Origin of the sequence: Halomonas sp. HL-93, assembly GCF_900086985.1 — a bacterium.
In the GTDB taxonomy this organism is placed as follows: Bacteria; Pseudomonadota; Gammaproteobacteria; order Pseudomonadales; family Halomonadaceae; genus Vreelandella.
In genome coordinates this window covers 1,897,482-1,923,552 of the sequence record NZ_LT593974.1, presented here as the reverse complement: position 1 = coordinate 1,923,552, position 26,071 = coordinate 1,897,482, and the positions used below count along the sequence as shown (strand labels likewise).

The window sequence follows — 26,071 nt, the reverse complement described above, 5'->3', positions numbered from 1 at the left end:
TTAACGTTCTATGTCCGCATCACGGCGTAGGTCATCGATTAGCCCCTGGATAATCGACTGCGACCGTAATTGCTCCGACATCTGGGCAGCAAAGCGCTCACGCTCTTCATCGACATCACCGCTGGTCACCTCGTCAAGGGCGACAAGCGCAACACCGCTGGGCATTACCACCGTTTGATAAGTGCTCTCACCCTCATCAGGATGCGGCATACGGAAAGCGGCCTGAACAATCAACTGCGATGCGGTCACGTCATCCTGGCGGCGCACGTCGGCTGCTTCCAGCCATTCCATATCGATGGATTCGCCGTCTTTAAGCCGACCGATCATGTCGTCAGCTTGATCCTTTAGCCGCTCTTGCTGCTGTTGGGCACGCACGGCGGTTTCGACTTCATCGCGGACGTCATCCAGCGGTAGTTGGGTTTGCTCCCGATGCTCAGCAACACGAACAACCAATCGACGATCTTCGTCGAGTTCGATCACTTCGCTGTTATAGCCTTCTTCCAGCACATCGCCACTGAAAGCTTGCTCCATAACGCCTGGCTCAAAAAGAACGCTGTCACCCTCGTCGTCACGGGCAAGCCAGTCACTTTCCTCAAGAGACAACGATAGATCTTCCGCTACGCTTTGTAGATCGTCGGCAGCAAAGCTTTCATCAATCAACCGCTGTACTTTCTCGTTAAACTCATCATTCACGTCGCCCATCGCCACGTCTTCACGGAGTGAGTCGCGCTGGTCTTCAAACGCCGGCCGATCAATATCGGTGACTTGAATGATGTGAAAGGCGCCATCCATCTCCACAACCGAGGATGTCTCGCCTTCATCGATAGAAAATGCGGCTTCATCAAACGCATCGCCAAAAAAGCCGCGACTAATCGTCCCTAGATCGCCGCCTTCTTCTGCGCTGGCCGTATCATCTGAGTAACGTACCGCCGTATCGGCAAAAGAATCGCCATCTTCGAGGGCCTGAAGGGCCTCATCAGCTTTCTGTTGGGCTTCTTCTCGTTCCCGCTCATCGCCGAACGTAACCATAATATGGGAGACGCGACGGTCAGCATCTTTATTTTGCTCGCGCCAAGCCTCGCGTAGCGCGTCCTCGTCAACTTCGGTGTCGCTGGCCATGTCGCGACGATCAACTAATACGTACTCGAGGCGCACCTGCTCAGGCCGTTCAAAACGGTCGGCGTTGGCTTCGTAATACGTTTCAAGCGCCTCTTCACTGATCTCATTATCATCGTCAACATCATCAGTATCCAATATCACGTAACGAAAGCTACGCTGCTGACGCTGAAGCTCTGCTAAGCGCTGGCGTTCGCCCTCCAGCGAAAAATCGCTGAACGCTAGGCCCTGCTGAAGCTGTTGACGTTTTACGTCCACTTCAAGTTCTTCACGAAATGAAAGGGGAGTATACCCAGCGCCGGATAAACGATTACGAAACACTTCCGGGGAGAAGCGTCCGTCGTCATCCTGAAATTCGGGGATACCGACTATAAGTTGGTCGACCTGGTCTTCCGATACGTAGAGGCCCCCTTCTTCAGCGTATTGGGTAACCAGCTCTTGGGTAACTAATTCATCCATCACATCATTACGCAGTCCACGTTCTTGCTCGGGGGGGACCTCCCCTGAACGCATTGCACGCTGAACTTCCATTTCAACTTGTTGGCGCATGATGGGCTCGCCATTCACACTAGCTTCTTGATCTGGGTCATCACCAAACAGGCCAAACAATGACTCCACACCAAAGAGCGCCATGGCGGCCACCATGACACCAATAATAATCTTGGCTCCCCAGCTTCTGGATCCATTTCGAATACTTTGCAGCATGTTGGCCTCAGGTAGTCACAGCTAAACGGGTCGCCCGTAACGAGTGGGCTAAAAAATAACATGGGCGCATCGCGGTTGCGATACGCCCATAGATAACAACAAACGCGTACAAATTAGTTAACGGCGTCTTTCAATGCTTTACCGGCTTTGAAGCTAGGTACTTTTGCCGCACTGATCTGGATCGGCTGACCTGTTTGTGGGTTACGACCAGTACGCGCAGCACGTTCTTTAATCGCGAAGGTACCAAAGCCCACCAGTGAAACACTGTCGCCTTTTTTGAGGCTATCGGTGACAGACTCCACCATGGCATCCAATGCGCGGGTTGCCGCTGCTTTTGGAATATCGGCAGACGCGGCAATGGCTTCAATCAGCTCAGACTTATTCACACTTCACCCCTTGACTGTTTCAAAAATGGCTCTAATGGCATGGTCACCGATGTAATCGACGATCAAAGCATAGCAGCGTTTTATAGCAATGCCCTGAAACGACTGTCAAGCGACCTTACCTAGATATGCCCGCCCCAATGGCATTGGGCAATGATACAAAAAATGCTAGCGGTTGTCCGACGTTACTAATGTGTATTAGCGACGGCAGTATTACCAAACGCTTTATCCGTTTTAGGTAGCGGCGCCCCCTCAAGGGGTTCATCCGCCAACGCAACGGCCAGTACATCATCAATCCAACGCACCGGACGAATATCCAATGCGTCCTTGATGTTATCCGGTACCTCTTTGAGATCACGGCGATTTTCTTCCGGAATCAAGACTATCTTTATACCACCACGGCGAGCTGCCAGCAATTTCTCCTTTAGCCCACCAATCGGTAATACTTCTCCACGCAGATTCACTTCACCTGTCATCGCCACTTGGCACTTCACAGGACGCTGGGTGTAGGCTGAAACTATCGCTGTGACCATTGCGATCCCGGCACTGGGCCCATCTTTGGGCGTAGCCCCCTCAGGTACGTGGATATGCAGGTCTTCTTTCTCGAAGCGCTCAGCATCAATACCATACGACTGCGCACGCGCACGCACCACCGTTTGCGCAGCGCTGACGGACTCTTTCATGACATCGCCCAGAGAGCCTGTTTTGTTGATCCGACCTTTACCTGGCGTTACGACCGATTCAATATTGAGTAATTCACCGCCTACCGATGTCCACGCCAGCCCGGTCACGCGGCCGACTTGATCATCTTCTTCGGCAAGCCCATAACTATAGCGGCGCACACCCGCGTAATGCTCAATATGGGTGGCCAACAGCAGGTTCGGTGGCATCTCGTCGGCATTTGAGGCCGGCTCTAAATGCTCCCGCAGTACTTTACGACAGACCTTGGCAATTTGGCGCTCTAATTCACGCACCCCCGCCTCGCGAGTGTAGTAACGAATGAGCTCAAGCAATGCCGCATCCTCGATCGCTAACTCATCTTTTTTCAAGCCGTTAGCCTTCAACTGCTTAGGCAACAGGTAACGTTTGGCGATCGCCAGTTTTTCGTCTTCGGTGTAACCAGGCAGGCGAATAATTTCCATACGGTCCAATAAAGGACCTGGAATATTCATTGAATTCGCTGTGCAGATAAATAGCGTTTCTGACAGATCATAATCAAGCTCTAGGTAGTGGTCGCTAAAGCTGTTGTTCTGCTCAGGATCCAACACCTCTAACAGCGCCGACGCAGGGTCACCTCGGTGATCCATACCCAACTTGTCCACTTCATCAAGCAGAAACAGCGGATTTTTAACACCTGCCCGACTCATTCGCTGCATTAACTTACCTGGCAACGAACCAATATAGGTACGACGGTGGCCACGAATCTCAGATTCATCACGCACCCCACCGAGGGCAAGACGCACGTATTTACGGTTTGTCGCCCTGGCAATCGATTGACCCAATGACGTTTTACCTACCCCAGGCGGGCCAACCAAACACAGCACGGGGCCTTTCATCTTGCGCACCCGTTTTTGTACCGCCAAGTACTCCAAAATGCGTGCTTTGACTTCTTCTAGTCCGAAGTGATCTTCATCAAGCACCTGCTGGGCTTTGTGCAAATCGTGCTTAACGCGGGTGCGTTTTTTCCACGGCACCGCGATTAGCCAGTCCAGATATGACCGGACTACGCTTGCTTCAGCAGAGTTGGCCGCCATCATCTTAAGCTTGTTCAGCTCTTGGGTGGCTTTATCAGCCGCGTCTTTCGGCATGCCCGATGAAGCAATCGCCTGCTCATATTTTTCAGTTTCATTAGGTACATTATCGAGCTCACCCATCTCTTTTTGGATGGCTTTCATTTGCTCGTTCAAATAATACTCGCGCTGGGTCTTTTCCATCTGCTCTTTGACCCGCGAGCGAATCCGCTTCTCAACCTGCAATAGGTCAATCTCGGACTCGATAAGTGCCATCAAGTGTTCAATGCGATCACGCACGCGATCCATCTCTAAAAGCTCTTGTTTATCGCCAATTTTGAGCGACAAATGAGCACAGATGGTATCCACCAGACGGCTAGGATCCTCAATGCCTGACAACGAGTTAAGCACTTCGTTGGGGACTTTTTTGGATAGCTTTACATACTGCTCAAACTGATTAAGCAGCACGCGAACCAGTGCCTCTTGCTCTCGGGACGTCAGTGGTTCGCTTTCGCGGGCGGCAAGGTGGGCTTGAGTGTAACCATCGGCATGCTCCTCAATGCGAAGCACATCCGCACGATAGTTGCCTTCGATCAGCACTTTTACTGTTCCATCGGGCAGCTTTAATAGCTGCATGATGTCGGCAACCGTCCCCATTGCATAAAGGTCGGCGTTGTCAGGCTCGTCTTGAGATGCCTCACGCTGGGCTACAAGCAGGACGCGTTTATCCGCCTCCATCGCCGCTTCAAGGGCTTGGATCGACTTTTCACGTCCCACAAAAAGGGGGATCACCATCTGCGGATAAACCACCACATCGCGCAATGGTAATAGGGGTAGACATTGTGTCTGTTCGGCACTCTGCTGCATCGCAGACGTTCCTCGATAAATCAGATGAGTTCTGGGAAGAGAACTGACTACGTTTAAAGCACGGCCTAAGCACCATGTAGCACTGCGCTACGAATGACAAGGGGCCGCCTAGGCGACCCCTTGACTGGCGCTAACCGTGAAAGCGATAGAAAGCTATGCAATCTTGGGCGATGGCCTTAACCATCGGTGCCGTCGACGCGCGCCTCTTCTTGCTGGGAATAAATCAACAGCGGTTCACTTTCTCCGGCAATCACCGAGGCTTCTATCACCACTTTGCTGACACCATCCAAAGAAGGGATTTCATACATGGTATCAAGCAATACGGATTCCAGGATCGACCTTAAACCACGAGCACCGGTCTTACGCGCCATCGCTTTTTCAGCAACGGCGCGAAGCGCATCATCACGAAACTCAAGCGTTACGTTCTCCATTTCAAACAGCTTGGCGTACTGTTTGATCAACGAGTTCTTGGGCTCGGTCAGTATTTCTATCAGCGCTTCTTCAGTAAGTTCGGTGAGCGTGGCGATAACCGGCAGACGACCGACGAACTCTGGAATAAGACCAAATTTGACCAAGTCATCCGGCTCGACATCGGCCAGCATTTCGCCGACACCACGGGAGGATTCCTTGCTCTTCACCGTCGCATTGAAACCGATACCACCCTTTTCAACACGGTCACGTATGACTTTATCAAGTCCTGCAAATGCCCCACCGACAATAAACAGCATGTTGGCGGTATTGACTTGCACAAACTCCTGCTGCGGGTGCTTACGGCCACCCTGGGGCGGAACAGATGCTGTCGTGCCTTCAATCAGCTTCAAGAGCGCTTGCTGAACGCCCTCACCCGATACGTCACGCGTAATTGATGGGTTGTCAGACTTGCGAGAAATTTTGTCGATTTCGTCAATGTAGACGATACCGCGCTCTGCTTTCTCGACGTCATAATCACACTTTTGCAGCAGCTTCTGGATGATGTTTTCAACATCTTCACCCACATAGCCCGCTTCCGTTAGCGTGGTGGCATCGGCGATCGTAAATGGCACATTCAACAAACGTGCCATGGTTTCGGCCAATAGCGTTTTACCACTGCCGGTCGGACCAATCAGCAGAATGTTGGATTTACCTAGTTCAACATCACCATCGCGAACCTCAGATTTCAGTCGCTTGTAATGATTATACACCGCGACGGAAAGCACCATCTTGGCGCGGTCTTGCCCGATAACGTAGTCGTCAAGCGTATGACGTATTTCGCGAGGCGTAGGTAAACGCTCTTCATCGCTCTCGGCATCGGCTTCGAGAACTTCCTCGCGAATGATGTCATTACACAGATCGACACACTCATCGCAGATATAGACGGATGGACCCGCAATCAGCTTTCTTACTTCGTTTTGGTTCTTTCCACAAAACGAGCAGTAAAGCAGCTTGCCACCTTCGTCTTTGCCTTTGCCGTCGGCCATTCGCGTACCTCTTTCACTGCGGCGGTGAACACCGCCTTGTAAGCTCGTTGGAAATGCAGTATCCCATCACGCTATCAGGATGTAGGCCGCTTATCCAGCACTGCATCAATCAAGCCGTACTCTTGGGCTTTGCTGGCACTCATAAAGTTGTCGCGGTCAGTGTCGCGAGCAACGTCGTCAAGATCCTGGCCGGTGTGATGAGCAAGAATTTGATTCAGCTTTTCACGGATGCCCAATATCTCACGGGTATGAATTTCGATATCTGATGCTTGTCCTTGATACCCACCCAGCGGCTGATGAATCATCACGCGTGAATTAGGCAAGCAATAACGTTTGCCCGCGGCACCTGCCGTTAACAGTAGAGCACCCATACTAGCCGCTTGGCCAATACACACCGTCGAGACATCAGGTTTTACAAACTGCATGGTGTCATAAATCGACATGCCCGCCGTCACCGAGCCACCGGGGGAGTTAATATACAGATGAATATCTTTGTCAGGATTTTCTGACTCAAGAAATAGCAACTGAGCAACCACCAAGTTAGCCATATAGTCTTCAACGGGGCCAACCAAAAAGATGACGCGTTCTTTCAACAGCCGCGAATAAATATCGTAGGCTCTTTCCCCTTTGGCGCTTTGCTCCACCACCATGGGTACTAAACCGCCGGCGTTTTGAATATCAAACTCACTCATTTCGGTGATTCCTTGCGTCCGATAAGGGCATGGTGCACCCGCCAGCGGGTGCACCTACGTCAGGATATTAAGCGCTGGTTGTTTCGTCTTCCTCAGCACCCTCACCTGCCTCAGCCTGTTGCTGAGCCGCTGCTAGCACTTGCTGGTAGGACATATCAACGTCGGTTACGGCTGTCTGCTCAAGCAGCTTATCAACCGCCTTTTCTTCGAGAATGGCAGATTTTACCTGGGTTTTCATCTGATCGTTGCCCATGTAGTAATCAACCACCTCAGAGGGGTCCTGATACTGTTCTGCAAGCTCTTCTACTTTTGCTTTGATCTCTTCGTCCGAAGCATCCAGCTCATTCGCTTTGATAACTTCAGCTAACAACAGACCTACCTGTACTCGACTTTTGGCCTGCTCTTCGAAAAGTTCATTGGGCAATTGGCTAACGTCGAAATCTTCACCGAGGCCAAACTGCTGGGCAGCCTGACGCTTCATACCGTCAGTCTCTTGCTGAACCAACGTACTCGGCACAGCAATTTCATTGGCTTTTTTCAGTGCATCCAAAACTTGCTGCTTCACGCGATTATCGACCGCTTGAGCCGCTTCACGGGTCATATTCTTTTTGATTTCAGCACGGAATTTGGCTTCATCGCCGCCTTCAACGCCGAAACGCTCGATAAACTCAGCATCAACCTCAGGCAAAGCCTGGCGACTTACTTTGTGCACTTTCACTTTGAAGGTAGCTTCTTTACCCGCCAAATGTTCGGCTTGATAATCATCGGGAAAGGTCACATTGATGGTCTTATCATCGCCTGCTTTCGCGCCGATCAGTTGCTCTTCAAAACCAGGGATAAAGCTGTTCGAGCCAATTACTAGCTCGTGACCTTCTGCACTACCGCCTTCGAAAGGTTCATCACCCAAGTACCCCTGAAAATCGATAGTGATTTGATCACCGTCTTCAGCGGCAGCTTCTACCTCTTCCCAAGCCGCATTCTGCTTGCGAAGCGTGGCGATCATTTCGTCAACGTCGGCCTCAGTCACTTCAACCACTGGACGCTCAACTTCGGTACCTTCGATCGATGCAAGCTCGACCTCGGGATAAACCTCCATGGTCGCGACGAACTCGAAGTCTTTGCCGGCTTCGTTGACGGTTGGCTCAATTTGCGGGTAGCCCGCAGGGTTAAAACCTTCATCGGTAATCGCACGCACGTAGCGCTCACGCATCACTTCGCCAACCACTTCGTTACGCACGCTTTCACCGTAACGTTGACGAACCACGGCCATCGGCACTCGCCCCTGGCGAAAACCATTCAAGCGAACGTTCTTCGCCGTTTCTTTTAAGCGAGTATTGACAGCCTCATCGATTTCGCCTGCAGGCACTTGAATCGTGATGCGGCGCTCAATCTGGGAGGTCGTCTCGACGGAAACTTGCATGAATTGTCCTCTAACGGCTGGGCGTTGTGTTGATTGCTGTAAAATAAGTCCAATGGGCAATTTTAAGAACCCTAGCGCATGGTGGCAAGCGCCATGCTCGCAAGATGGGGGCATCAATGCGAAATACAAGGGGATCACCCTGGTTAAAAGGGGTAATCGTCACCGACCTGGGACCGAAAAAGGTTTATCTCAGCCAGCCATCGATACTTGCTAATTTACAAGCCCTTATCACGATTTAGCGCTCTCATTTTCTGCCGTCCACCATAGACTTACGATGTGTGTAACAAGTCCGAAAGTACTCGCATGCGAAATAAATACTTGCCAGCTTATCCAATCGGTGAATAACGCATGCCAAATACCCATCACCATCAGGCCTAAGATCATCATGAAAGCCAGGCGCTTAAGCATAGCGGGAAGCCGCCGCCGGCCGGCACTGGGCAACAGACGCCACTGGAAAACGGTGGCGACTAGTACAGCCACGAGCGCCATAAAAATCAGCGTCATGCGTGTTTCGTTTCCACCCGCCAGGTAGCGAGGCAATGTCGCGAGCATTACGACACACAGACCGAGCGCGCTACTCACTCGTTGAGCCGAAGTTGGTAACCGCTGCACTAGCCACCCACCGCTAGCTGTTGGGACTCAAGCCACGCTTCCACCCAAGGCAAAGCCGCATCGTCAGCCATAAACGTTTCCATGGCATCGATTTCCAGCCGATCACCCAAACGTACCGCACCATGGTCAGTCAGCAGCTCATCCAAACGACGACCCGCTCCGCAAAAAGTGTCTCCGTAAGAGCTATCGCCAAGCGCTATAAGTCCATAGGTTAGCGACGACAGTGATGGGCTCTTAGCCTGAAGGTCGCGGACAAAAGGTACAAAGTTCCCCGGAAAATCACCGCTCCCGGTCGTTGAAACGCAAAATAACGCAAGGTCCGGCGTTGAGTCGGTGATGTCAGTCAAAACGGGCTGCTCTAGGACATCAACCGTATACCCCGCCTGTTCAAATAGTGGCTTAACCTGCTCCGCCACATCTAACGCTCCGCCGTACATGGTGCCTACGAGTATACTTAGCCGAGGCATTACGACTCCTCAAACAAGATGATGTACTGCCGGCAGCAAGCCGATCAATACTTGATGAATTTACTCAAATATTAACATGGCCCAGTGAATTGACACACCCTCAAAGGCTTCTACTATGGATGAAAAGCAAAGCCCCCGATAACACCTAATAATGTCAACGGGGGCCGTAAGCAGGGCTACTCATGCACTAGCAGGAAGCTTTCTATGAAGCTGGACCTCGGTAGTATTCCACCTGCTGCTTAAGTTTTTGCCCGGGACGAAAGGTAACAACACGGCGCGCTGAAATCGGAATTTCCTCGCCTGTCTTGGGATTACGTCCTGGACGCTCACGCTTATCGCGTAAGTCAAAATTACCAAACCCTGACAACTTCACTTGCTCGTTCTCTCTCAGGCAGGCACGAATTTCCTCGAAGAAAGCTTCGACCATGGCCTTCGCTTCCCGCTTAGAAAATGATAGCTCGGTGTGTAAATGCTCCGCTAGCTCTGCTTTGGTCAACGCACCCATAGGACTCCTCCATGTAGCACAACGCCTCCAAGCTTACGAAACAGCTCGCAACTTGGCACTGTTAGCCGCGTAGCTCGGCACCTAACTCAGCTTGCACCTGCGCTACTATCGACTCTACCAACTGATTGATTTCTTCATCATTAAGCGTGCGCGATGGGTGCTGCCAGGTCAAGCCTAGCGCGATACTCTTGCGTCCTTCGGCAACGCCTTTACCAGCATAGACATCAAATAGCGTTATGTCTTTCAGGTATTCACCCGCTTTTACACGAGCACTATCCAGCAACGCCTGTACAGGGCGGTCATCGGGCATGGTAAAGGCTAGGTCGCGGCGCACTTCAGGAAAGCGCGATAATGGCTCAAAAGCGGGCACCTGCCCTTGGCTTAAGTAATCCAGCCGCACCTCGAACACAATGGCGTCAACTTTCAGCCCAAGCGTCGCCCGCACCTGGGGATGCAAAGTGCCAATCCAACCCGCTGACTTGCCTTCAAACAGCACTTGCGCGCTTTGCCCTGGGTGCAATGCAGGATGCTCAGCTGGCTCAAACCGCCATGCTTCGCGATTCCCGCCTAGCGCTAACAAGCTCTCCAAGTCGCCTTTAAGGTCGTAAAAATCAACGCGGGCTTTAGCGCCGCTCCAGCCTTCCGGGTCCCGCGAGCCACACACTAACGCGCCCATCATAGGTATCTGCGATAACGCATCCAGCTCGCCATTGAACACTAGGCCTGTTTCAAAAAGGCGCACTCGGTTTTGCTGGCGATTGAGGTTGTGCTCCAACGCACGAACCAACCCTGGTAGTAAACTGGCGCGCATCACCGACAAGTCTGCTGAAATAGGATTGGCCAGCACCGGCGACACCGCTTCGGGCAACATTGCGGACTGCAGTTCAGGAGCAACAAAGCTATAGGTGATTGCTTCTTGGAAGCCTTGAGCCACCATCTGACGACGCAACTGACTTAGCGGCAGCATTGCCTCATCAGCTGCACGTAGTGAGAGTCGCGCGGCGGGACGGCGCACTGGCAAATTGTTGTAACCATGAACCCGAGCAACTTCTTCGATAAGGTCTTCTTCAATAGCCACATCAAATCGCCAGCTGGGCACATCGACCAGCCAGTTGCCCCCACTTTCGGCCACCGCAAAGCCCAGCCGCTGCAAAATATCGGTCACATCATTGTTGGCCAATCGCTTTGAGAGGGCTTTTTCAAGCCGAGCTTCACGCAGTGTAATCCGCCCGGAAACCGGCATAGAGGCATCACTTATCGCCTCCACCACCGGCCCTGCTTCACCACCGCAAATTTCCAGGAGTAGCCGTGTGGCGCGCTCTACCGCGAACGGCGTGAGCTGCGGGTCTACACCGCGTTCGAAGCGATGCGATGCATCGGTATGTAGCCCGTATGAGCGGGCCTGGCCGGCAATCGCTAGCGGGCTAAAAAAAGCAGCCTCCAGGAAGATCGTCCGCGTTGCTTTACTAACGCCTGACATCTCTCCGCCCATAATACCCGCCATCGCAAGAGGGCCTGACGCATCGGCAATCACAAGCGTTTCGGGACGCAAGGCGATTTCCTGGCCATCAAGCAGTGTCAACGACTCCCCGGGGCGAGCCATCCTCACGACGATGCCGCCGCTAAGGTTGTCCCGGTCAAAGGCATGCATTGGCTGCCCAAGCTCCAACATCACGTAGTTGGTAACATCAACCACCGAGTCAATCGAGCGCACACCACTGCGCCGCAATCGCTCAACCATCCAAAGAGGTGTCTCAGCAGTGACGTCAACGTTGTTGATCACACGACCAAGATAACGTGGGCACTGTTGCGTTGCTTCAATGTCGACTGCAAACGTATCGTCAATCGTGGCAGGTACAGCCGTTATTTCTGGCCCTGTCACCGCCATACGATTGAGGACGCCAACTTCTCGCGCCATCCCTTTGATGCTTAGACAGTCGCCACGGTTAGGCGTGAGATCTACCTCAATGGTCATATCGTTGAGGCGCATAAACTCACGAAAATCCATGCCGACGGGCGCTTCGCTGGGTAACTCTAGGATACCGTCGGACGCCTCTTCCTCTAGACCAAGCTCAGAGGCAGAACAAATCATACCGCGGGATTCGACTCCTCTGAGCTTGGCTTTCTTAATTTTGAAATCGTGCGGCAATACACCACCTACCTGGGCAAAAGGCACCTTCTGCCCCACTCCCACATTGGGCGCCCCACACACCACTTGAACCGGCAAACCACTTCCATCATCCACCGTACACACGTTGAGCTTATCAGCATCGGGGTGCTGCTCTTTCGTCAACACCTTGGCCACGACCACTGCGCTAAACGAGGCCGCTACTGGCTCAATGGCGTCGACCTCCAGGCCTGCCATAGTGATCTGGTCGGCTACTGCTTGAGCACCAAGTTCTGGGGAAACCCATTCACGCAGCCACTGCTCTGAAAATTTCATACTCATTCCTATGGTTGGCCGTGGACTTAAGCGAATTGGCGCAAGAAACGCAAATCGTTTTCAAAGAACAAACGAAGGTCATTCACGCCATAACGGAGCATCGCCAAGCGTTCAGCCCCCATGCCAAATGCAAACCCTGTAAAGCGCTCTGCATCAATACCAGAATGCCGAAAGACTTCAGGATGCACCATGCCGCAGCCCATCACTTCCAACCAACCACTATGCGAGCAAACACGGCACCCAGAGCCGCTGCACATGACACACTGGATATCGACTTCCGCCGAGGGCTCTGTAAAAGGGAAATAAGAGGGCCGAAAGCGCACTGATAGATCGTCGCGCTCAAAAAACGCCTGCAAGAAATCTTCGATCGTGCCTTTCAAATCCGCAAAGCTGATGTCCTCGTCCACCAGTAGTCCTTCGACTTGGTGGAACATGGGTGTATGGGTCAAGTCTGAATCACTGCGGTAGACACGCCCTGGGCAGACAATACGGATAGGCGGCTCGGTACTTTTCATGGTTCGCACTTGCACAGGGGAGGTGTGCGTACGCAATAGCCGAGTCGCATCGAAATAGAAGGTATCCGCCATACCGCGAGCGGGGTGGTGCGCGGGAATATTTAGCGCCTCGAAATTATGGTAATCATCTTCAATTTCAGGCCCTACGGCAACGTCGTAGCCGATTCGGGTGAATAGCCCTTCAATCCGCTCTAATGTGCGGGTCACCGGGTGCAAACCGCCTGCAGACTGGGCGCGACCAGGCAATGTGACATCAATGCATTCAGCCGCTAAACGTTCGCCTAGCGCTTCATGCTCAAGCTGTTGACGTTTAGCGTCAATCTCTCCGGCCAGCGTCTGCTTGGCACGATTAATACGCTCACCCGCAGCTGGACGCTCTTCGGCGGAAAGTTTGCCTAGCCCCTTAAGCAAAGTCGTCATTTCGCCCTTTTTGCCCAAGTAGCGAACGCGCACTTCATCCAATGCAGCGACATTTTGCGCAGCCTGAATGGCGTCGCGCGCCTGAGAAACCAGCGCCGGAAGGTGGTCCATCCTGTTTACTCCGAATTAAGCGATTTCCACCCGTTAAGGATGGCGAGTCACATTATGATTGAAGGGCGTGACATAAAAACAGGGGAAGAGCGGCTGCTCTTCCCCTGTATGGGTCACACTAAAATGACCGTGGCTTCCTCTGGCGCGCTTAGCGCCGGGTGAAGCTTATTGGGCAGCCTTGGCTTTTTCCACGATCGCAGCAAATGCCGCTTTCTCGTGAACTGCCAGATCCGCCAGCACCTTGCGGTCGATTTCGATACCGGCTTTCTTAAGACCGCCAACAAAGCGGCTATAAGACATACCGTTAATACGTGCGGCCGCATTAATACGCTGGATCCACAGCGCACGGAACTGACGCTTACGATTACGACGGTCGCGATAGGCATACTGACCGGCTTTGATAACCGCCTGCTTAGCTACACGGAATACGCGCGAACGGGCACCGTAATAACCTTTGGCCTGCTTCAATACTTTTTTATGGCGACGACGGGCAACTACGCCACGCTTAACACGAGTCATAACACACTCCTGACTTTATGGCTGAGGCAAACGCACTCAGAATAAGAAAATTCGACGTTACAGATTCGGCAGCATTCGCTGAACGAGCGCTTTATCAGACGCGTGAATCTGCTTCATACCGCGCAGCTGACGCTTACGCTTGGTCGATTTCTTGGTCAAGATGTGGCTACGAAAAGACTGCTTGTGCTTGAAGCCATTGGCGGTCTTTTTAAAGCGCTTTGCAGCACCACTGTTGCTTTTGATTTTCGGCATTAGAAAAACTCCGCTCGATGTTTTTTAGAAAACCCAGGGCCAACTACCAGATAAGGTAGCCCGTTAACTTCGCCGTTGGATCACTTCTTTTTCGGGGCAAGGATCATAATCATCTGGCGGCCTTCCATTTTTGGAAATGATTCCACCGCTCCGATCTCTTCCAGGTCGGCGGCAATCCTTTCCATCAGCTTACGGCCGATATCCTGGTGCGCCATTTCACGACCACGGAAGCGCAATGTGACCTTACCCTTGTCACCACCTTCTAAAAAGCGTGTCAGGTTTTTAAGCTTAACCTGATAGTCGCCTTCATCGGTGCCAGGCCGGAATTTGACTTCCTTAACCTGGATTTGCTTCTGCTTTTTCTTTTGAGCCGCTTTTTGCTTTTTCTGCTCAAAAACGAATTTGCCGTAATCCATAATCTTACAGACGATGGGGTCGGCATTCGAAATTTGCACGAGATCAAAACCGGAAGACTGAGCACGCTCTAACGCTTCAGTGGTAGGCACTACACCCAACTGTTCACCGTCGCTATCAATAAGACGCACTTCTTCTTCGGTAATTCGCTCGTTCATTGGTGGGCGCTTGTCTGCTGGGCGCCCTCGCTGATTGCTTCGCTTGATCGCTCCGTCTCCTTAGGCAATTGACGATGTCGCCAGGGCTGCTCGCTCTGTACCAAACCGTTCGATAAATGCATCGACCGTCATGGTGCCGAGATCTTCGCCGCTGCGAGTTCGCACGGCCACTGAGTCAGCGTCGACTTCCTTATCTCCTACCACCAGGAGATAGGGAATTTTCTGTAACGTATGTTCGCGGATTTTAAAGCCGATCTTCTCGTTCCTCAAGTCCGCTTTCGCACGCATTCCATTTTTTTGCAAACGCTGCTCTAAAGCAAGGGCGTAATCACGCTGCGCGTCGGTAATCGTCATAACGATGACTTGCTGCGGCGCTAGCCATAATGGCATTGCGCCAGCATAGTGCTCAATCAAAATTCCTAAGAAACGCTCAAAGGAACCTAAAATTGCACGATGCAGCATCACCGGGGTTTTACGAGAGCCGTCTTCAGCAACGTATTGTGCCCCGAGCCGACCTGGCAAATTAAAGTCGAGCTGTAGCGTACCACATTGCCACACGCGATTCAGGCAATCGCGTAGCGCAAACTCAATTTTCGGACCATAAAAAGCCCCTTCCCCCGGCTGCAGGTCCCATTCGAGCCCTGTCGCATTGAGTGCCGCTTCTAGCCCTTGCTCGGCTTGGTCCCACATGACCGCTTCGCCAAGAAAATCGTCAGGCCGCGTCGAGAGCTTAAGCTCTACATCCTCAAAACCCAGCGTTTTATATACTTGCAGCGTTAACGCAATGAAGGCTTCCGCTTCAGATTGAATCTGGCTTTCGGTACAAAAAATGTGCGCATCGTCTTGGGTAAACCCTCGTACGCGCATCAGACCGTGTAAGGAGCCAGATGGTTCATTGCGGTGGCAGCTACCAAACTCTGCCAAACGGAGTGGTAAATCACGATAGCTTTTGAGCCCTTGGTTAAAGACTTGCACGTGGCAAGGGCAGTTCATCGGCTTAACCGCGTACTCCCGTTTCTCAGATTCGGTGGTGAACATCAGCTCATTGTAGTGCCCCCAGTGGCCTGATTTCTTCCACAGGGACAGGTCCACGACCTGGGGCGTTTTTATTTCCTGATACCCGTGTTCGCGCTGGATTTGGCGCATGTAATCTTCCAGCGCTTGGTACATCGTCCAGCCGTTGGGGTGCCAGAACACCATACCCGGCGCTTCTTCTTGCAAGTGAAAAAGGTCCATTTTGCGGGCCAATTTCCGGTGATCACGTTTTTCTGCTTCTTCTAACCGCTTCAAGTAGGCCTTGAGCTGCTTTTTATCTCCCCAAGCCGTGCCATAAATCCGCGTCAACATGGCGTTCGAGGCATCACCGCGCCAATAAGCGCCCGCTAGCTTGGTCAGTTTAAATGCCTTGAGGTGACGTGTATTAGGCACATGAGGGCCACGACACATGTCAGTGTATTCTTCATGATGATACAGGCGGATGGTAGCATCTTCGGGAATATCGCGAATGATCTCTTGCTTATAAGGCTCATCACGATGCAGGAAGGTCAGCATGGCTTGATCACGATCGACGTATTCTCGAACAACGTCATATTCATGCTCAATCAGTGCTTTCATGCGTGCTTCAATCGCATCCAAATCATCAGGCGACACTGAGTTGCCAAATTCGATATCGTAATAGAAACCATCTTCGATGACCGGCCCGATAGCCATTTTGGCATTGGGATATAGTTGTTTGACTGCGTGACCAATCAAATGGGCGCAGGAGTGCCGGATAACATCCAGCCCTTCAGGGTCACGGGCAGTAAGAATTGCCACCTGGGCATCTTTCTCAATTAAGTCCGCGGCATCAACCAATACACCGTCTATCTTTCCAGCAACACAGGCCTTAGCCAAACCAGGGCCAATGGACTCTGCCAGCTGCATAATGGAAAGCGGTACATCAAACGTTCTCTGACTGCCGTCTGGCAGTGTCACAATGGGCATACAAATTGTCCTTGAGCGCAGTGGTGATCCATACCAAGGATCACATTTCGCTATCAATGATGTCGAAGATAGTTAAATACTAAATCAGGCGACAAGGCTAACAGATGTTAGCCCTAGCATAAATAAAAAGCGGAAGGCTTAAGGCCCTCCGCTTCATTTAAATTAACGCGTGGTAAACCGTTAGGTAAACGCGCTAACTGCTTACCTTAATTCCACTCATCCAGCTCTACGCGACGGTTTTCAGCGCGACCTGCATCAGTGTCATTGGTTGCAACTGGCTGCTCTTCACCGAAGCCTTCAGCCATCATGCGATCTGACTCAACGCCACGAGTAGCGAGGTAGTCGGTCACGGATTCAGCACGTGCTTGAGAAAGCTCTTTATTGTACTCAGCAGAACCAACTGAATCGGTGTGGCCTTCGATGCGAACGCGAACATCGGGGTTATTAACCAGACGCTCGGCAACACCATTAAGCACGTTACGCGCTTCAGAAGTCAGCTGGGCAGAATCAAACTCAAAGTTTACATCTTCAAGCACAACGCTTTCAGGGCAACCTAGTGAGTTAACTTCTTCGCCAGCCGGTGTGTTGGGGCACTGATCACGATAGTCCGGTACACCGTCTTCGTCTGAATCGATCGGGCAGCCGTCAGCGTCAACCTCAACACCCGCAGGGGTACCTGGGCACTGATCACGGAAGTCGGGTACGCCGTCATCATCAGAATCTAACGGGCAACCTTCAGCGTCAACAGCGGCGCCTGCAGGGATGTCACCATCGAAACTCGGACATTGCGGTTCTTCAGGCTCAGGAGTTTTATCCGCACACAGCAACCCACCAATTGTGGCACCCGTTGTTGCGCCAACAACCGTACCAGTATCTTCATCAGAGCTACCGCTCGTTGCGTAACCGATGCTGCCGCCAATAATACTGCCTGCCAACCCACAAATGGCAGGGTGCTGATACCAGCTACGGTCTCCACTAGCGCTCGCTTGGCTTTGCCCAGAAGACTGGGAGGCAGAGCTAGCACAGCCGGAAAGGCCAACTACCAAAGCGGAACCGATTAGTAAGCCAGTCGTTGATTTTTTCATACAAGACTCCTTCTTGATCCAATGCTGACATGGCCATTAGTGACCAAATCTATATAATGCTTCTTTTTTTAAAGCGAGAGCATCCATTTTTCGCCTGCTTAACATCGTACAAGTTGGCCTCCCTCGATGCCAAGCTATTGCCCACGGTACCAAACCAATGTTCGTAAGCAAGTTGTCGATATATCAACTTGTTGCTGACCAACACCCTTCAGCATAGCAAAATAAGTGTAGAGAGCACTAAATACCAACGGCTATGCTAAAAAAATATGGACGATCAATCCATTGACAGCTCAATGAAGCCCCTGCCCGCCTTTTTTGCGCCATGTAATAACGGCCTGTGCAGCCGCTAACACAGCGCTACGCATCTGTTCCTCAGCTGCTAGGCGCTCACGGTCTTCTTGCATGCGCTCACGCGGCGTTAGTTGCTGCCGTGCAGAATGGGTTTTCAGATGTTTTGTGAGCTGATAATGATCGGAAAAGGCTTTAAACTCAGGTTTCTCAGTTAAATTTGGGTCAATAATTTCAAGCAACACTTTGCAGCGCCAGGCACCTTCGGTCACATCAACTTGTTCCTGGACCAATGCAGCCGTCACCCAATCAAGATTTTCCAAGCTGTTAAGCTGTGCACGCTGGTCTTCTGCAACGCGAAAGGCATCACGACGCTTTACTTCCTGACGTAGGCGATAGGCATAACCCGCCAAGCCTAAAATGACCACTATCGCGACGAACAAAAGTAACATTGCGCTCGTCAGACCCATGATACTCCTTACCCAAACTTATCAATTGCTTTACTAGATTTGTACACCTTATACCATTGAGTACGTACAAGATATACCCTTTTGGCGCCATATATGCATTTTAGCAATATCGAAAAAACCTTAGGGCCGGTATTTTTGAGTATTAGCTCTTAAAACAACACCTTCATGAAAACACACAACCTCAATCGAAACGTGCTGACCGGCTGGCATCAGGCGTTACGATGTCAGCGCGTGCACGCGCAGCATTATGGGTCAACACCTCAAATGGCCGATAACGACGCAATGACGAGGCACTGAAATGTGCAGTCTCATTGCCAAGCGGGCCATAGCGCCACCGCCACCAAGCAAGTAAATAGCTGACAGTAAGCGCCATAGCCCCTGCGGTGTGTAGTAGTGCTAACCAAAGTGGCAACCACAAAAGAACGCTGGCAATACCTAGCGTGACTTGAAGACAGTACATTTTTAATACACCTACCAAACCTCCCGCCGCTTTATAATGACGGTATCGCCACCACAACATCAGGATAGCCACCCCCAATAAGCCACCCCATAGGCGATGCACCATGTGAATGGCCGTTCGCGCATCAGCATGTAGCTTGCCGTATAAATAATTGGGACCTACGGTTTGAGTTAGATGGAACCCCTCACTAAGGTCCATGTCCGGCCACCATTGCGTATTACAAGACGGGAAGCCCTGACATGATATCCCCGCATAATTGCTCGAAACCCAGCCACCCAACGCTAACTGACCAAGTAATAAAACCGCTACTAGCCACCAATACACAGATGCCTTACTGGGTGTTCTATAGGTACCGTTTTGCAAGGCTTTCAAACGACAGTGCAGCCAGACAAAAATCGATAGAATTCCCATGCCACCTAATAAATGTAGCGTTACAACTTGGGGCCACAATGTGAGCGTTACAGTCAGCGCGCCAAAAATCCCTTGAGCCACGATAACAAGTAACAAAAGCACACTAATGCGCCACGGATAGTGCTTAGCTCTTCTAAATGGCCAGCCTAGCCACAGCAGCAATATCGCGGTAGCACCTAGCAGCGTCGCGATATAACGATGAAACATCTCAAGCCACGCTTTTGAAGCTTCTAGCGGAAAGGCTGGATAGCTTACAGCCGCATCATATGCCGTGGGCACTACCCACTGACCATAGCAACCAGGCCAATCCGGACAGCCAAGGCCAGCGTCGGATAAGCGTGTCCAGGCACCTACCAACATCACTAAAGCAGTTAAGGCGATACCAATGAAGGAGAGTGCCTTTATGACGGCAATACGCTGATGATTAACCATTGAGTCCCCTCCACGGCAAATATTAGCTCTGAACTACCTAGCGTTTACCTTGAATAAGTGCTGTGTATCATCGAGTATTTTCTCCACTGAAATAGAAGCTGGGAATGACAGTGCAGGACGTCCTTCTGGATCGATAAGCCATACACTATTCGCTTTCCGCCAAGGTGGAGATTCATGCCAACGTGCCAGTTGCTCACCAGGCAAGGTTTCATCATCTCCTCCAATACGTAGGCGCGTTAAGCGATCAGCGTCACGCCCCAAAGCGCGATGCATCCGCCACAGAACATCCCGACGTTCAGCACACTGCTGCGAACAATCAAAGGCTAGCGTCCACTGTTTTTGCGAAGTAGCAAAATTTGCCTCTGTGTCAATGGGCCAGTCCTCGAGTGATGGTATTTGCTCAGCTGGCGAACCATTGGCGATACTTTGCTGTGGAACCCCCACTCGCCACTCAACCATTCCCCAAGCAGTGACAATAGGAGCAGCAAAAATAATGAATATCAGCAACAGCTTAACTCGCTGACGATTAGCCGAATTGAGGGCGGCCATTAAGTCTCCTTATTGTGTCCACGTTCAGAGTTAAAATATCGTCCACCTATCCACATCGTAATTAGCGCGACGAGCGCAAGCCCCCACCACTGAAATGCATAGGCAAGATGCCTACTGGCCGGCATCACATTGGCCTGCCACCATTCTGAAAAGACACCGCCACCATCTTGCGCATGCACCCACCCTTGATAACGAAAATCTGGTATTACACCTTGCCAAGGCGCTAAGCTAATTTGCTGCAGCCGAGTCCCCTCAATGTTTGGTCCAAACAGCAAGCCATCATCCTTTGCAGACTGCCATTCGCCCGTTAATGAGACCTGTCGGTCAGGTGTCGATACACTAGGAGGGTCGCGACTCGTGCCGGTTTCAATAAAACCGCGCTGAATCAGCCAGTAATGACCAAATTTATCTTTTAACGGCGTTAAAACGGCGACACCCAAACGCCCCTCAAGGATACGATTATCTAAAAAAAAGGTATGTTCAGGCATATACTCTCCGTTGAGCGTAACGTCTGCCCCTTCAATGGGCTGGGTTTGGGGGTCAACAAGGGCTGGGGCACTGGCTCGCGCCGATGCCGCTGCTTGTTTGTTGTCGGCTCGGTCCCATTGCCATACACCGAGGAACCCACCTAACAAAACCAACGAAAGCCAAAAGGCATACCAGCCATATTGACGCCAGCGATATAAGGAACGTTTTTTTATGCTACTTAAATCACTCATTATCATTATTTTTATCGCCATGTTGCTTAGTTTAGCGGCAGGTGCTGGTTACCTGTTACGCGACGGCACATCGTCCAAGCGGCTACTCACCTCATTGAAGTGGCGAATAAGCTTCGCCGCCCTACTCTTAGTACTTATTACGTATGGCTTTTTGAGCGGCCAACTCACTTGATAACTCAAACCACATAAACAAAGATAAACAACCCCAGCCATACAACGTCGACAAAATGCCAATACCAGCAAGATGCCTCGAAAGCAAAGTGCTGAGAATCCGAAAAATGGCCACGGAAAACACGCACCAACATCACCATAAGAATCAAAGTGCCAATAATAACGTGAACACCGTGAAAACCCGTTAATATAAAGAACGTAGAGCCAAAAATACCAGCTTCCAGTGTAATGCCATAATGTTGATAAGCTTCATAATATTCGACACCTTGAATAAAAATAAAACAACAACCAAGCAAAACAGTGCCCGCCAGCCAATTCCTACATACTGAGCGATGCCCCTCTTTAAGTGCCTCGTGCGCAATCGTTAAGGTGATACTTGAGGTAACCAATAACAAAGTATTCACCAACGGCAACTGCCAGGGACTGAATACATTATCAGGCCCCGAAATGGAAGCGTCAGGCGGGCTCAATAAAGGCCATTCGGCTATAAAGTTTGGCCATAAAAGTGCAGATACACCTTTCGTACCTTCACCGCCTAACCATGGAATGGCAAACGTTCTAACGTAAAATAAAGCACCAAAAAAAGCAGCAAAAAACATCACTTCAGAAAAAATGAACCACCCCATCCCCCAACGGAATGAGCGATCCATTTGGTTATTATAAAGCCCGAGATGAGACTCTTTAATGACATCTCGAAACCAAAATGCCATTACAGTCACAATCGAAAGAAAGCCTATTGCGATTACCAGCGCAGTGGTACCATAAACAAGCTGCGCGCCTAAACCTATCATCAGCAAACCAACTGCCAGAGACCCTAATATCGGCCAGCGACTTGTTGCAGGAACGTAATAGCTAGCGCCACTCATATCAAATCTCCCCATTTTTGTTATTCATGTTTTTTGCTACAACTGGGCTATCATCATTTTCTTTTATGGGGTATAGCGTATATACCAATGTAACGGTCGCTATATCCTTTGGCAATGTATTGTCTAATTGAAAAACAAGTGGAATTGTAAGGCTTTCATTAGCCTCGAGTCGTTGCTCCTGGAAACAAAAGCAACTCACCTTACGCACATGCGCTGTTGCAGAAGAGGGACTAACACTGGGCACAGCCCGCCCCCAGCTAACCGACTGGCTGCGATTGGAAAACGTAAAATCAATCTCAGTCGTTTGGCCTGGATGAACCTGTACTTGGTGGCTTTCAACCCCTAGTTGCCAAGGCAGCCCGGCACTCGTGCGCGTAATAAACTGAACCGTCACATAACGTTCGCTATTAACGTCGTCGCCTAAAGCACGTTTCGCTGTCGTACTCACCTTGCCATTGATACCCGTTACATCGCAAAAAACGTCGTACAGTGGAACCAGCGAAAAAGCAAAAGCAAACATACCCACCAAAGCGAAAATTGTCTTAGTGACCGTTTTCTTAACCCCATCTGCTTGGTATGAATGCATATACCTCTCCATGTAATGCTACATAGTGGGATTAACTACTTATTTTTCTGCCGGACGAAATACAGGAGGCGTCTCGAACGTATGTAAAGGGGCCGGGCTAGGTACCGTCCACTCTAAATCGACCGCACCTTCCCATGCTTGAGCAGGTGCTTGCTTCCCCCCTTTCACGCATAAAACGATTACCAGCACGAAAAGCAGTTGCGACGTGCCAAAAAAGAAAGCGCCTATACTGGAGACCAAATTAAAGTCAGCAAACTGAAGAGCATAGTCCGGTATCCTTCTGGGCATGCCGGCTAAACCGGCAAAATGCATAGGGAAGAATGTCAAGTTAACACCAATAACGGAAAACCAGAAATGCCACTTTGCAAGCGTCTCGTTTGGATAGTGCCCTGTCCATTTGGGCAGCCAGTAATATACCCCCGCCATAATGGCAAAGATGGCGCCTGGGACTAAAACGTAATGAAAATGAGCCACAACAAAATAGGTGTCGTGATATTGAAAATCAGCTGGTGCAATAGCAAGCATTAACCCCGAAAACCCGCCGATGGTAAATAACACTACGAAAGCAAGCGCGAATAACATTGGCGACTCAAAACTAATTGAGCCCCGAAAAAGGGTTGTCACCCAATTGAAAACTTTAACCCCCGTAGGTACGGCGATCAGCATCGTCGAATACATAAAGAATAATTCAGCGACCAAAGGCAACCCCACTACAAACATATGGTGCGCCCATACCAGAAATGATAATAGAGCAATGGCAGCGGTTGCATATACCATGGAGGCGTACCCAAAAAGCGGCTTTCGGGCGAAAGTGGGAATGATCGCCGACACAATACCAAAAGCTGGCAAAATCATTATGTAAACTTCAGGATGACCAAAAAACCAAAAAAGGTGCTGAAAAAGCACAGGGTCACCGCCCCCACCCGCATCGAAAAAACTAGTCCCAAAGTTAATATCCATCAGCATCATCGTAATGACGCCCGCCAAAACCGGCATCACTGCAATGAGTAAGAAAGCGGTGATTAACCAAGTCCACACAAATAGAGGCATATCCATCAGACGCATGCCAGGTGCACGCATGTTTAAAATGGTAGCGATAATATTAATCGCGCCCAAAATCGAACTAATCCCAGCGATGTGTAAAGCGAGAATAAAAAAGGTTGTCGATGCCGGAGCATAGGTCGTAGACAAGGGCGCATAGAACGTCCAGCCGAAATTCGGACCACCCCCCGGCATTAATAGTGTGGAAAGTAGCAATGTAAACGCTACAGGCAGAAGCCAAAAACTAAAGTTATTCAATCGCGGCAGTGCCATATCAGGTGCGCCGATTTGCAATGGAATCATCCAGTTAGCTAGCCCTGTAAAGGCTGGCATAACAGCGGCAAACACCATAATAAGGCCATGCATCGTTGTCATCTGATTAAAAAACTCAGGATTGACTAACTGCAAGCCCGGCTGAAATAGCTCCGCACGAACCACAAGCGCGAAGATACCGCCAACAAAAAACATGGATAAAGAAAAAATTAAATAAAGCGTGCCAATTTCTTTATGGTTAGTGGTTAAAACCCAACGCCGCCAACCTGTTGGCGACGACGCATGGTGGCTAACACCACCAGCGCTGGCTATTGACTCGCTATTCTGTAGCGTCGACTGCAGAGGTATCTTTGGTGCCATATCCGTCTCCAAACATATTATTATCGGTTTTACCTGCAGTACATCTATGGGTCGATTTGTTCTGCAACGCTTGCGGGCTGAACTTGCTCTTGGGTGTCATTACCCCATGCGTTTTGGGTATAAGTAACTACCGCAGCAATTTCAGCCGGATTCAAGGTGCTGCGGAACGCCGGCATCGCCGCCCCAGAAACACCATTGATAACTTTATCTAAATGCCAATCGAGATCATCAATTAACTGTTGATTACCCGCGAGCGCCGGAAATGCCGGTGGAGACCCCTCTCCATCCGATTCATGGCACGATGCACATATCGACTCGTAAACCGTTTCCCCCCTTTCCATCAACTCATCCATGGCCCACTCGCGATCAACGCCTTGAGATTCTTGCTCAGCTGCTTGTTTACGCTCCGCAATCCATTCATCAAAGGCGTCTTCTTCCATTGCTTGAACCACCACAGGCATAAACCCGTGGTCAATGCCGCAAAGCTCTGCACATTGCCCCCGATAGATGCCCGGCTCGTTAATTTTGACCCAGTTTTCGTTTATAAACCCAGGAATAGTGTCTTGCTTAACGGCCAGGTCAGGCACCCACCAGGAGTGAATAACGTCGTCAGAGGTCATCAAAAAACGAATTTTACGGTTAATCGGTAGAACAAGAGGCTCGTCCACTTCTAGCAGATAATGCTCTCCTCGGCTTTCGTCGCCACCAATTTGGCTACGGGGCGTACTAAGATTGGAATTAAAGGCCACATCCTCGCCCAGATATTCATAACGCCAACGCCATTGCTGGCCCGTTATCATGACGTCCAACTCAGCATCGGACGCATCGTACATATCTTTCAGTGTAGCCGTAGCAGGCACGGCCATGCCGACGAGAATAAGAACGGGAATTACCGTCCAAAGTATTTCTACCTTGGTGTTCTCATGAAAGTGGGCCGCTTTGGCTCCCCGTGCATGACGGTAGCGCGCAAGCGAATAAAACATGGCTCCAAAGACCACCACCCCAATGGCGACACATATCCAAAAAATGGTCATGTGAAGGCCGTGGATCTCACGACTCACATTGGTCACACCAATGGGCATATTCCACGATTGGGCGAAGCAAGCAGCACTACTTAACACACCTGCACAAACCACTAATGGTCGCCACCATAAGCGCATTGAAGCCCCCTTGTTATTGTTGTTGTGGCGGTACGCCACTTCCCAAATTTAGGTGCTAGACAGACAAGTACCGAAAAACGCTATCAAATGTAGTATAGAAAACACCCGCCAATGTTCACGTCATTTAAGAAAAATAAAGCCGTTCGTTTAACCTGCAATAAAAAAAGCCAGCCCCCATAGCACCATAACGAACAATAAAGTGATGATAATGAAAGCAATAATAAACATAGCTGGGTGTTTGTGGCTGAAATCCTCACGCCGTTTGCGATCACTTTGCACCCCGATGAGTGCTGCAAGCACCGATTTAATTACCGACCACATACTCACCTCTTTGGATCGCTAGTGCCGCTAGCCTATCGCTATGCTCTGGTTATGCTTATTAATTCACAATAGCTCACTGCCAACATGTTACCGTACGAGCTTTCAACGCT

Annotated in this window: 26 protein-coding genes; 1 reads left to right on the top strand and 25 read right to left on the bottom strand. The window is 50.6% G+C overall.

The window, feature by feature from the left end; translation table 11 throughout:
- From GA0071314_RS08855 to GA0071314_RS08760, 20 genes are all read right to left on the bottom strand, one after another.
- Entirely contained in the window at positions 1-1,821 is a 1,821-nt protein-coding gene (locus GA0071314_RS08855; protein ID WP_074396296.1) for a SurA N-terminal domain-containing protein, read from the bottom strand.
- A gap of 113 nt (positions 1,822-1,934) precedes the next feature.
- Positions 1,935-2,207: a nucleoid-associated protein HU-beta gene (hupB, locus tag GA0071314_RS08850; RefSeq protein WP_027335814.1), complete on the bottom strand. Its 273-nt coding sequence runs from the start codon at positions 2,205-2,207 to the stop codon at positions 1,935-1,937.
- Positions 2,208-2,392: 185 nt separating this feature from the next.
- The gene (gene lon / locus GA0071314_RS08845) at positions 2,393-4,801 is read right to left on the bottom strand and encodes an endopeptidase La (RefSeq protein WP_074396295.1); all 2,409 of its coding nucleotides are present in this window, start codon (positions 4,799-4,801) and stop codon (positions 2,393-2,395) included.
- A 176-nt stretch (positions 4,802-4,977) separates the two neighbouring features.
- Entirely contained in the window at positions 4,978-6,258 is a 1,281-nt protein-coding gene (gene clpX, locus GA0071314_RS08840; protein ID WP_074396294.1) for an ATP-dependent Clp protease ATP-binding subunit ClpX, read from the bottom strand.
- A 74-nt stretch (positions 6,259-6,332) separates the two neighbouring features.
- Positions 6,333-6,950: an ATP-dependent Clp endopeptidase proteolytic subunit ClpP gene (clpP, locus tag GA0071314_RS08835; protein WP_074396293.1), complete on the bottom strand. Its 618-nt coding sequence runs from the start codon at positions 6,948-6,950 to the stop codon at positions 6,333-6,335.
- 67 nt (positions 6,951-7,017) lie between these two features.
- Complete coding sequence (tig, locus tag GA0071314_RS08830; RefSeq protein ID WP_074396292.1) at positions 7,018-8,370, bottom strand: trigger factor; 1,353 nt, start codon at positions 8,368-8,370, stop codon at positions 7,018-7,020.
- A 228-nt stretch (positions 8,371-8,598) separates the two neighbouring features.
- Positions 8,599-8,874: a hypothetical protein gene (locus GA0071314_RS08825; RefSeq protein WP_331710477.1), complete on the bottom strand. Its 276-nt coding sequence runs from the start codon at positions 8,872-8,874 to the stop codon at positions 8,599-8,601.
- A 107-nt stretch (positions 8,875-8,981) separates the two neighbouring features.
- Positions 8,982-9,449, bottom strand: coding sequence for a flavodoxin domain-containing protein (locus tag GA0071314_RS08820; protein WP_074396290.1), 468 nt, complete (start codon positions 9,447-9,449; stop codon positions 8,982-8,984).
- 202 nt (positions 9,450-9,651) lie between these two features.
- The gene (locus GA0071314_RS08815; RefSeq protein ID WP_074396289.1) at positions 9,652-9,954 is read right to left on the bottom strand and encodes an integration host factor subunit alpha; all 303 of its coding nucleotides are present in this window, start codon (positions 9,952-9,954) and stop codon (positions 9,652-9,654) included.
- 61 nt (positions 9,955-10,015) lie between these two features.
- Positions 10,016-12,397 carry a phenylalanine--tRNA ligase subunit beta gene (gene pheT, locus GA0071314_RS08810; RefSeq protein WP_074396288.1) on the bottom strand — a complete coding sequence of 794 codons (2,382 nt, stop codon included), beginning with the start codon at positions 12,395-12,397 and terminating at the stop codon, positions 10,016-10,018.
- 26 nt (positions 12,398-12,423) lie between these two features.
- A complete protein-coding gene (gene pheS / locus GA0071314_RS08805; protein ID WP_074396287.1) occupies positions 12,424-13,443 on the bottom strand; it encodes a phenylalanine--tRNA ligase subunit alpha in 1,020 nt (339 codons plus the stop codon).
- A 165-nt stretch (positions 13,444-13,608) separates the two neighbouring features.
- The gene (gene rplT, locus GA0071314_RS08800) at positions 13,609-13,962 is read right to left on the bottom strand and encodes a 50S ribosomal protein L20 (protein ID WP_018916261.1); all 354 of its coding nucleotides are present in this window, start codon (positions 13,960-13,962) and stop codon (positions 13,609-13,611) included.
- 57 nt (positions 13,963-14,019) lie between these two features.
- Positions 14,020-14,214, bottom strand: coding sequence for a 50S ribosomal protein L35 (rpmI, locus tag GA0071314_RS08795; RefSeq protein WP_074396286.1), 195 nt, complete (start codon positions 14,212-14,214; stop codon positions 14,020-14,022).
- Between the two features lie 80 nt (positions 14,215-14,294).
- Positions 14,295-14,786: a translation initiation factor IF-3 gene (infC, locus tag GA0071314_RS08790; RefSeq protein WP_156524103.1), complete on the bottom strand. Its 492-nt coding sequence runs from the start codon at positions 14,784-14,786 to the stop codon at positions 14,295-14,297.
- A gap of 60 nt (positions 14,787-14,846) precedes the next feature.
- On the bottom strand, positions 14,847-16,769 hold the full coding sequence (gene thrS / locus GA0071314_RS08785) for a threonine--tRNA ligase (RefSeq protein WP_074396284.1): 1,923 nt from the start codon (positions 16,767-16,769) through the stop codon (positions 14,847-14,849).
- A 206-nt stretch (positions 16,770-16,975) separates the two neighbouring features.
- Positions 16,976-17,854: an OmpA family protein gene (locus GA0071314_RS08780; RefSeq protein ID WP_074396283.1), complete on the bottom strand. Its 879-nt coding sequence runs from the start codon at positions 17,852-17,854 to the stop codon at positions 16,976-16,978.
- 290 nt (positions 17,855-18,144) lie between these two features.
- The gene (locus GA0071314_RS08775) at positions 18,145-18,612 is read right to left on the bottom strand and encodes a DUF2489 domain-containing protein (RefSeq protein ID WP_074396282.1); all 468 of its coding nucleotides are present in this window, start codon (positions 18,610-18,612) and stop codon (positions 18,145-18,147) included.
- A gap of 181 nt (positions 18,613-18,793) precedes the next feature.
- Complete coding sequence (locus GA0071314_RS08770) at positions 18,794-19,915, bottom strand: COX15/CtaA family protein (RefSeq protein ID WP_074396281.1); 1,122 nt, start codon at positions 19,913-19,915, stop codon at positions 18,794-18,796.
- A 33-nt stretch (positions 19,916-19,948) separates the two neighbouring features.
- Entirely contained in the window at positions 19,949-20,464 is a 516-nt protein-coding gene (locus GA0071314_RS08765) for a hypothetical protein (protein WP_074396280.1), read from the bottom strand.
- Positions 20,464-21,183: an SURF1 family protein gene (locus tag GA0071314_RS08760; protein WP_074396279.1), complete on the bottom strand. Its 720-nt coding sequence runs from the start codon at positions 21,181-21,183 to the stop codon at positions 20,464-20,466. The genes GA0071314_RS08765 and GA0071314_RS08760 overlap by 1 nt, the downstream gene beginning before the upstream one ends.
- Between GA0071314_RS08760 and GA0071314_RS08755 the strand changes: the two genes are divergently transcribed.
- Entirely contained in the window at positions 21,164-21,355 is a 192-nt protein-coding gene (locus GA0071314_RS08755; protein ID WP_074396278.1) for a DUF2909 family protein, read from the top strand. The genes GA0071314_RS08760 and GA0071314_RS08755 overlap by 20 nt on opposite strands.
- 4 nt (positions 21,356-21,359) lie before the next feature.
- Here the strand turns inward: GA0071314_RS08755 and GA0071314_RS08750 are convergent, their stop codons facing one another.
- The 5 genes from GA0071314_RS08750 to GA0071314_RS08730 all read right to left on the bottom strand — a co-directional run bounded on the left by GA0071314_RS08750 (position 21,360) and on the right by GA0071314_RS08730 (position 25,961).
- Positions 21,360-22,220 carry a cytochrome c oxidase subunit 3 gene (locus GA0071314_RS08750; protein WP_074396277.1) on the bottom strand — a complete coding sequence of 287 codons (861 nt, stop codon included), beginning with the start codon at positions 22,218-22,220 and terminating at the stop codon, positions 21,360-21,362.
- Between the two features lies 1 nt (position 22,221).
- On the bottom strand, positions 22,222-22,806 hold the full coding sequence (locus tag GA0071314_RS08745) for a cytochrome c oxidase assembly protein (protein WP_074396276.1): 585 nt from the start codon (positions 22,804-22,806) through the stop codon (positions 22,222-22,224).
- A gap of 39 nt (positions 22,807-22,845) precedes the next feature.
- Positions 22,846-24,480 (bottom strand): cytochrome c oxidase subunit I, encoded by a 1,635-nt coding sequence (gene ctaD / locus GA0071314_RS08740; RefSeq protein WP_074396275.1) that lies wholly within the window; start codon positions 24,478-24,480, stop codon positions 22,846-22,848.
- Between the two features lie 44 nt (positions 24,481-24,524).
- Positions 24,525-25,640, bottom strand: coding sequence for a cytochrome c oxidase subunit II (gene coxB / locus GA0071314_RS08735; RefSeq protein ID WP_074396274.1), 1,116 nt, complete (start codon positions 25,638-25,640; stop codon positions 24,525-24,527).
- A gap of 147 nt (positions 25,641-25,787) precedes the next feature.
- Entirely contained in the window at positions 25,788-25,961 is a 174-nt protein-coding gene (locus tag GA0071314_RS08730) for a DUF2970 domain-containing protein (protein ID WP_074396273.1), read from the bottom strand.
- Positions 25,962-26,071 lie beyond the last annotated feature (110 nt).

Bases quoted from the DNA above. Each gene is read 5' to 3' on its own strand.
- GA0071314_RS08750 (WP_074396277.1), bottom strand. From the start codon at position 22,220: ATGAGTGGCGCTAGCTATTACGTTCCTGCAACAAGTCGCTGGCCGATA.
- pheT (WP_074396288.1), bottom strand. From the start codon at position 12,397: ATGAAATTTTCAGAGCAGTGGCTGCGTGAATGGGTTTCCCCAGAACTT.
- GA0071314_RS08775 (WP_074396282.1), bottom strand. From the start codon at position 18,612: ATGGGTCTGACGAGCGCAATGTTACTTTTGTTCGTCGCGATAGTGGTC.
- thrS (WP_074396284.1), bottom strand. From the start codon at position 16,769: ATGCCCATTGTGACACTGCCAGACGGCAGTCAGAGAACGTTTGATGTA.
- infC (WP_156524103.1), bottom strand. From the start codon at position 14,786: ATGAACGAGCGAATTACCGAAGAAGAAGTGCGTCTTATTGATAGCGAC.
- GA0071314_RS08780 (WP_074396283.1), bottom strand. From the start codon at position 17,854: ATGAAAAAATCAACGACTGGCTTACTAATCGGTTCCGCTTTGGTAGTT.
- clpP (WP_074396293.1), bottom strand. From the start codon at position 6,950: ATGAGTGAGTTTGATATTCAAAACGCCGGCGGTTTAGTACCCATGGTG.
- GA0071314_RS08825 (WP_331710477.1), bottom strand. From the start codon at position 8,874: ATGACGCTGATTTTTATGGCGCTCGTGGCTGTACTAGTCGCCACCGTT.
- GA0071314_RS08770 (WP_074396281.1), bottom strand. From the start codon at position 19,915: ATGGTTAATCATCAGCGTATTGCCGTCATAAAGGCACTCTCCTTCATT.
- GA0071314_RS08760 (WP_074396279.1), bottom strand. From the start codon at position 21,183: ATGAGTGATTTAAGTAGCATAAAAAAACGTTCCTTATATCGCTGGCGT.
- GA0071314_RS08815 (WP_074396289.1), bottom strand. From the start codon at position 9,954: ATGGGTGCGTTGACCAAAGCAGAGCTAGCGGAGCATTTACACACCGAG.
- coxB (WP_074396274.1), bottom strand. From the start codon at position 25,640: ATGCGCTTATGGTGGCGACCATTAGTGGTTTGTGCAGGTGTGTTAAGT.
- GA0071314_RS08855 (WP_074396296.1), bottom strand. From the start codon at position 1,821: ATGCTGCAAAGTATTCGAAATGGATCCAGAAGCTGGGGAGCCAAGATT.
- GA0071314_RS08765 (WP_074396280.1), bottom strand. From the start codon at position 20,464: ATGGCCGCCCTCAATTCGGCTAATCGTCAGCGAGTTAAGCTGTTGCTG.
- lon (WP_074396295.1), bottom strand. From the start codon at position 4,801: ATGCAGCAGAGTGCCGAACAGACACAATGTCTACCCCTATTACCATTG.
- GA0071314_RS08755 (WP_074396278.1), top strand. From the start codon at position 21,164: ATGCTACTTAAATCACTCATTATCATTATTTTTATCGCCATGTTGCTT.
- GA0071314_RS08745 (WP_074396276.1), bottom strand. From the start codon at position 22,806: ATGCATTCATACCAAGCAGATGGGGTTAAGAAAACGGTCACTAAGACA.
- clpX (WP_074396294.1), bottom strand. From the start codon at position 6,258: ATGGCCGACGGCAAAGGCAAAGACGAAGGTGGCAAGCTGCTTTACTGC.
- ctaD (WP_074396275.1), bottom strand. From the start codon at position 24,480: ATGGCACCAAAGATACCTCTGCAGTCGACGCTACAGAATAGCGAGTCA.
- GA0071314_RS08820 (WP_074396290.1), bottom strand. From the start codon at position 9,449: ATGCCTCGGCTAAGTATACTCGTAGGCACCATGTACGGCGGAGCGTTA.
- rplT (WP_018916261.1), bottom strand. From the start codon at position 13,962: ATGACTCGTGTTAAGCGTGGCGTAGTTGCCCGTCGTCGCCATAAAAAA.
- GA0071314_RS08730 (WP_074396273.1), bottom strand. From the start codon at position 25,961: ATGTGGTCGGTAATTAAATCGGTGCTTGCAGCACTCATCGGGGTGCAA.
- rpmI (WP_074396286.1), bottom strand. From the start codon at position 14,214: ATGCCGAAAATCAAAAGCAACAGTGGTGCTGCAAAGCGCTTTAAAAAG.
- pheS (WP_074396287.1), bottom strand. From the start codon at position 13,443: ATGGACCACCTTCCGGCGCTGGTTTCTCAGGCGCGCGACGCCATTCAG.
- tig (WP_074396292.1), bottom strand. From the start codon at position 8,370: ATGCAAGTTTCCGTCGAGACGACCTCCCAGATTGAGCGCCGCATCACG.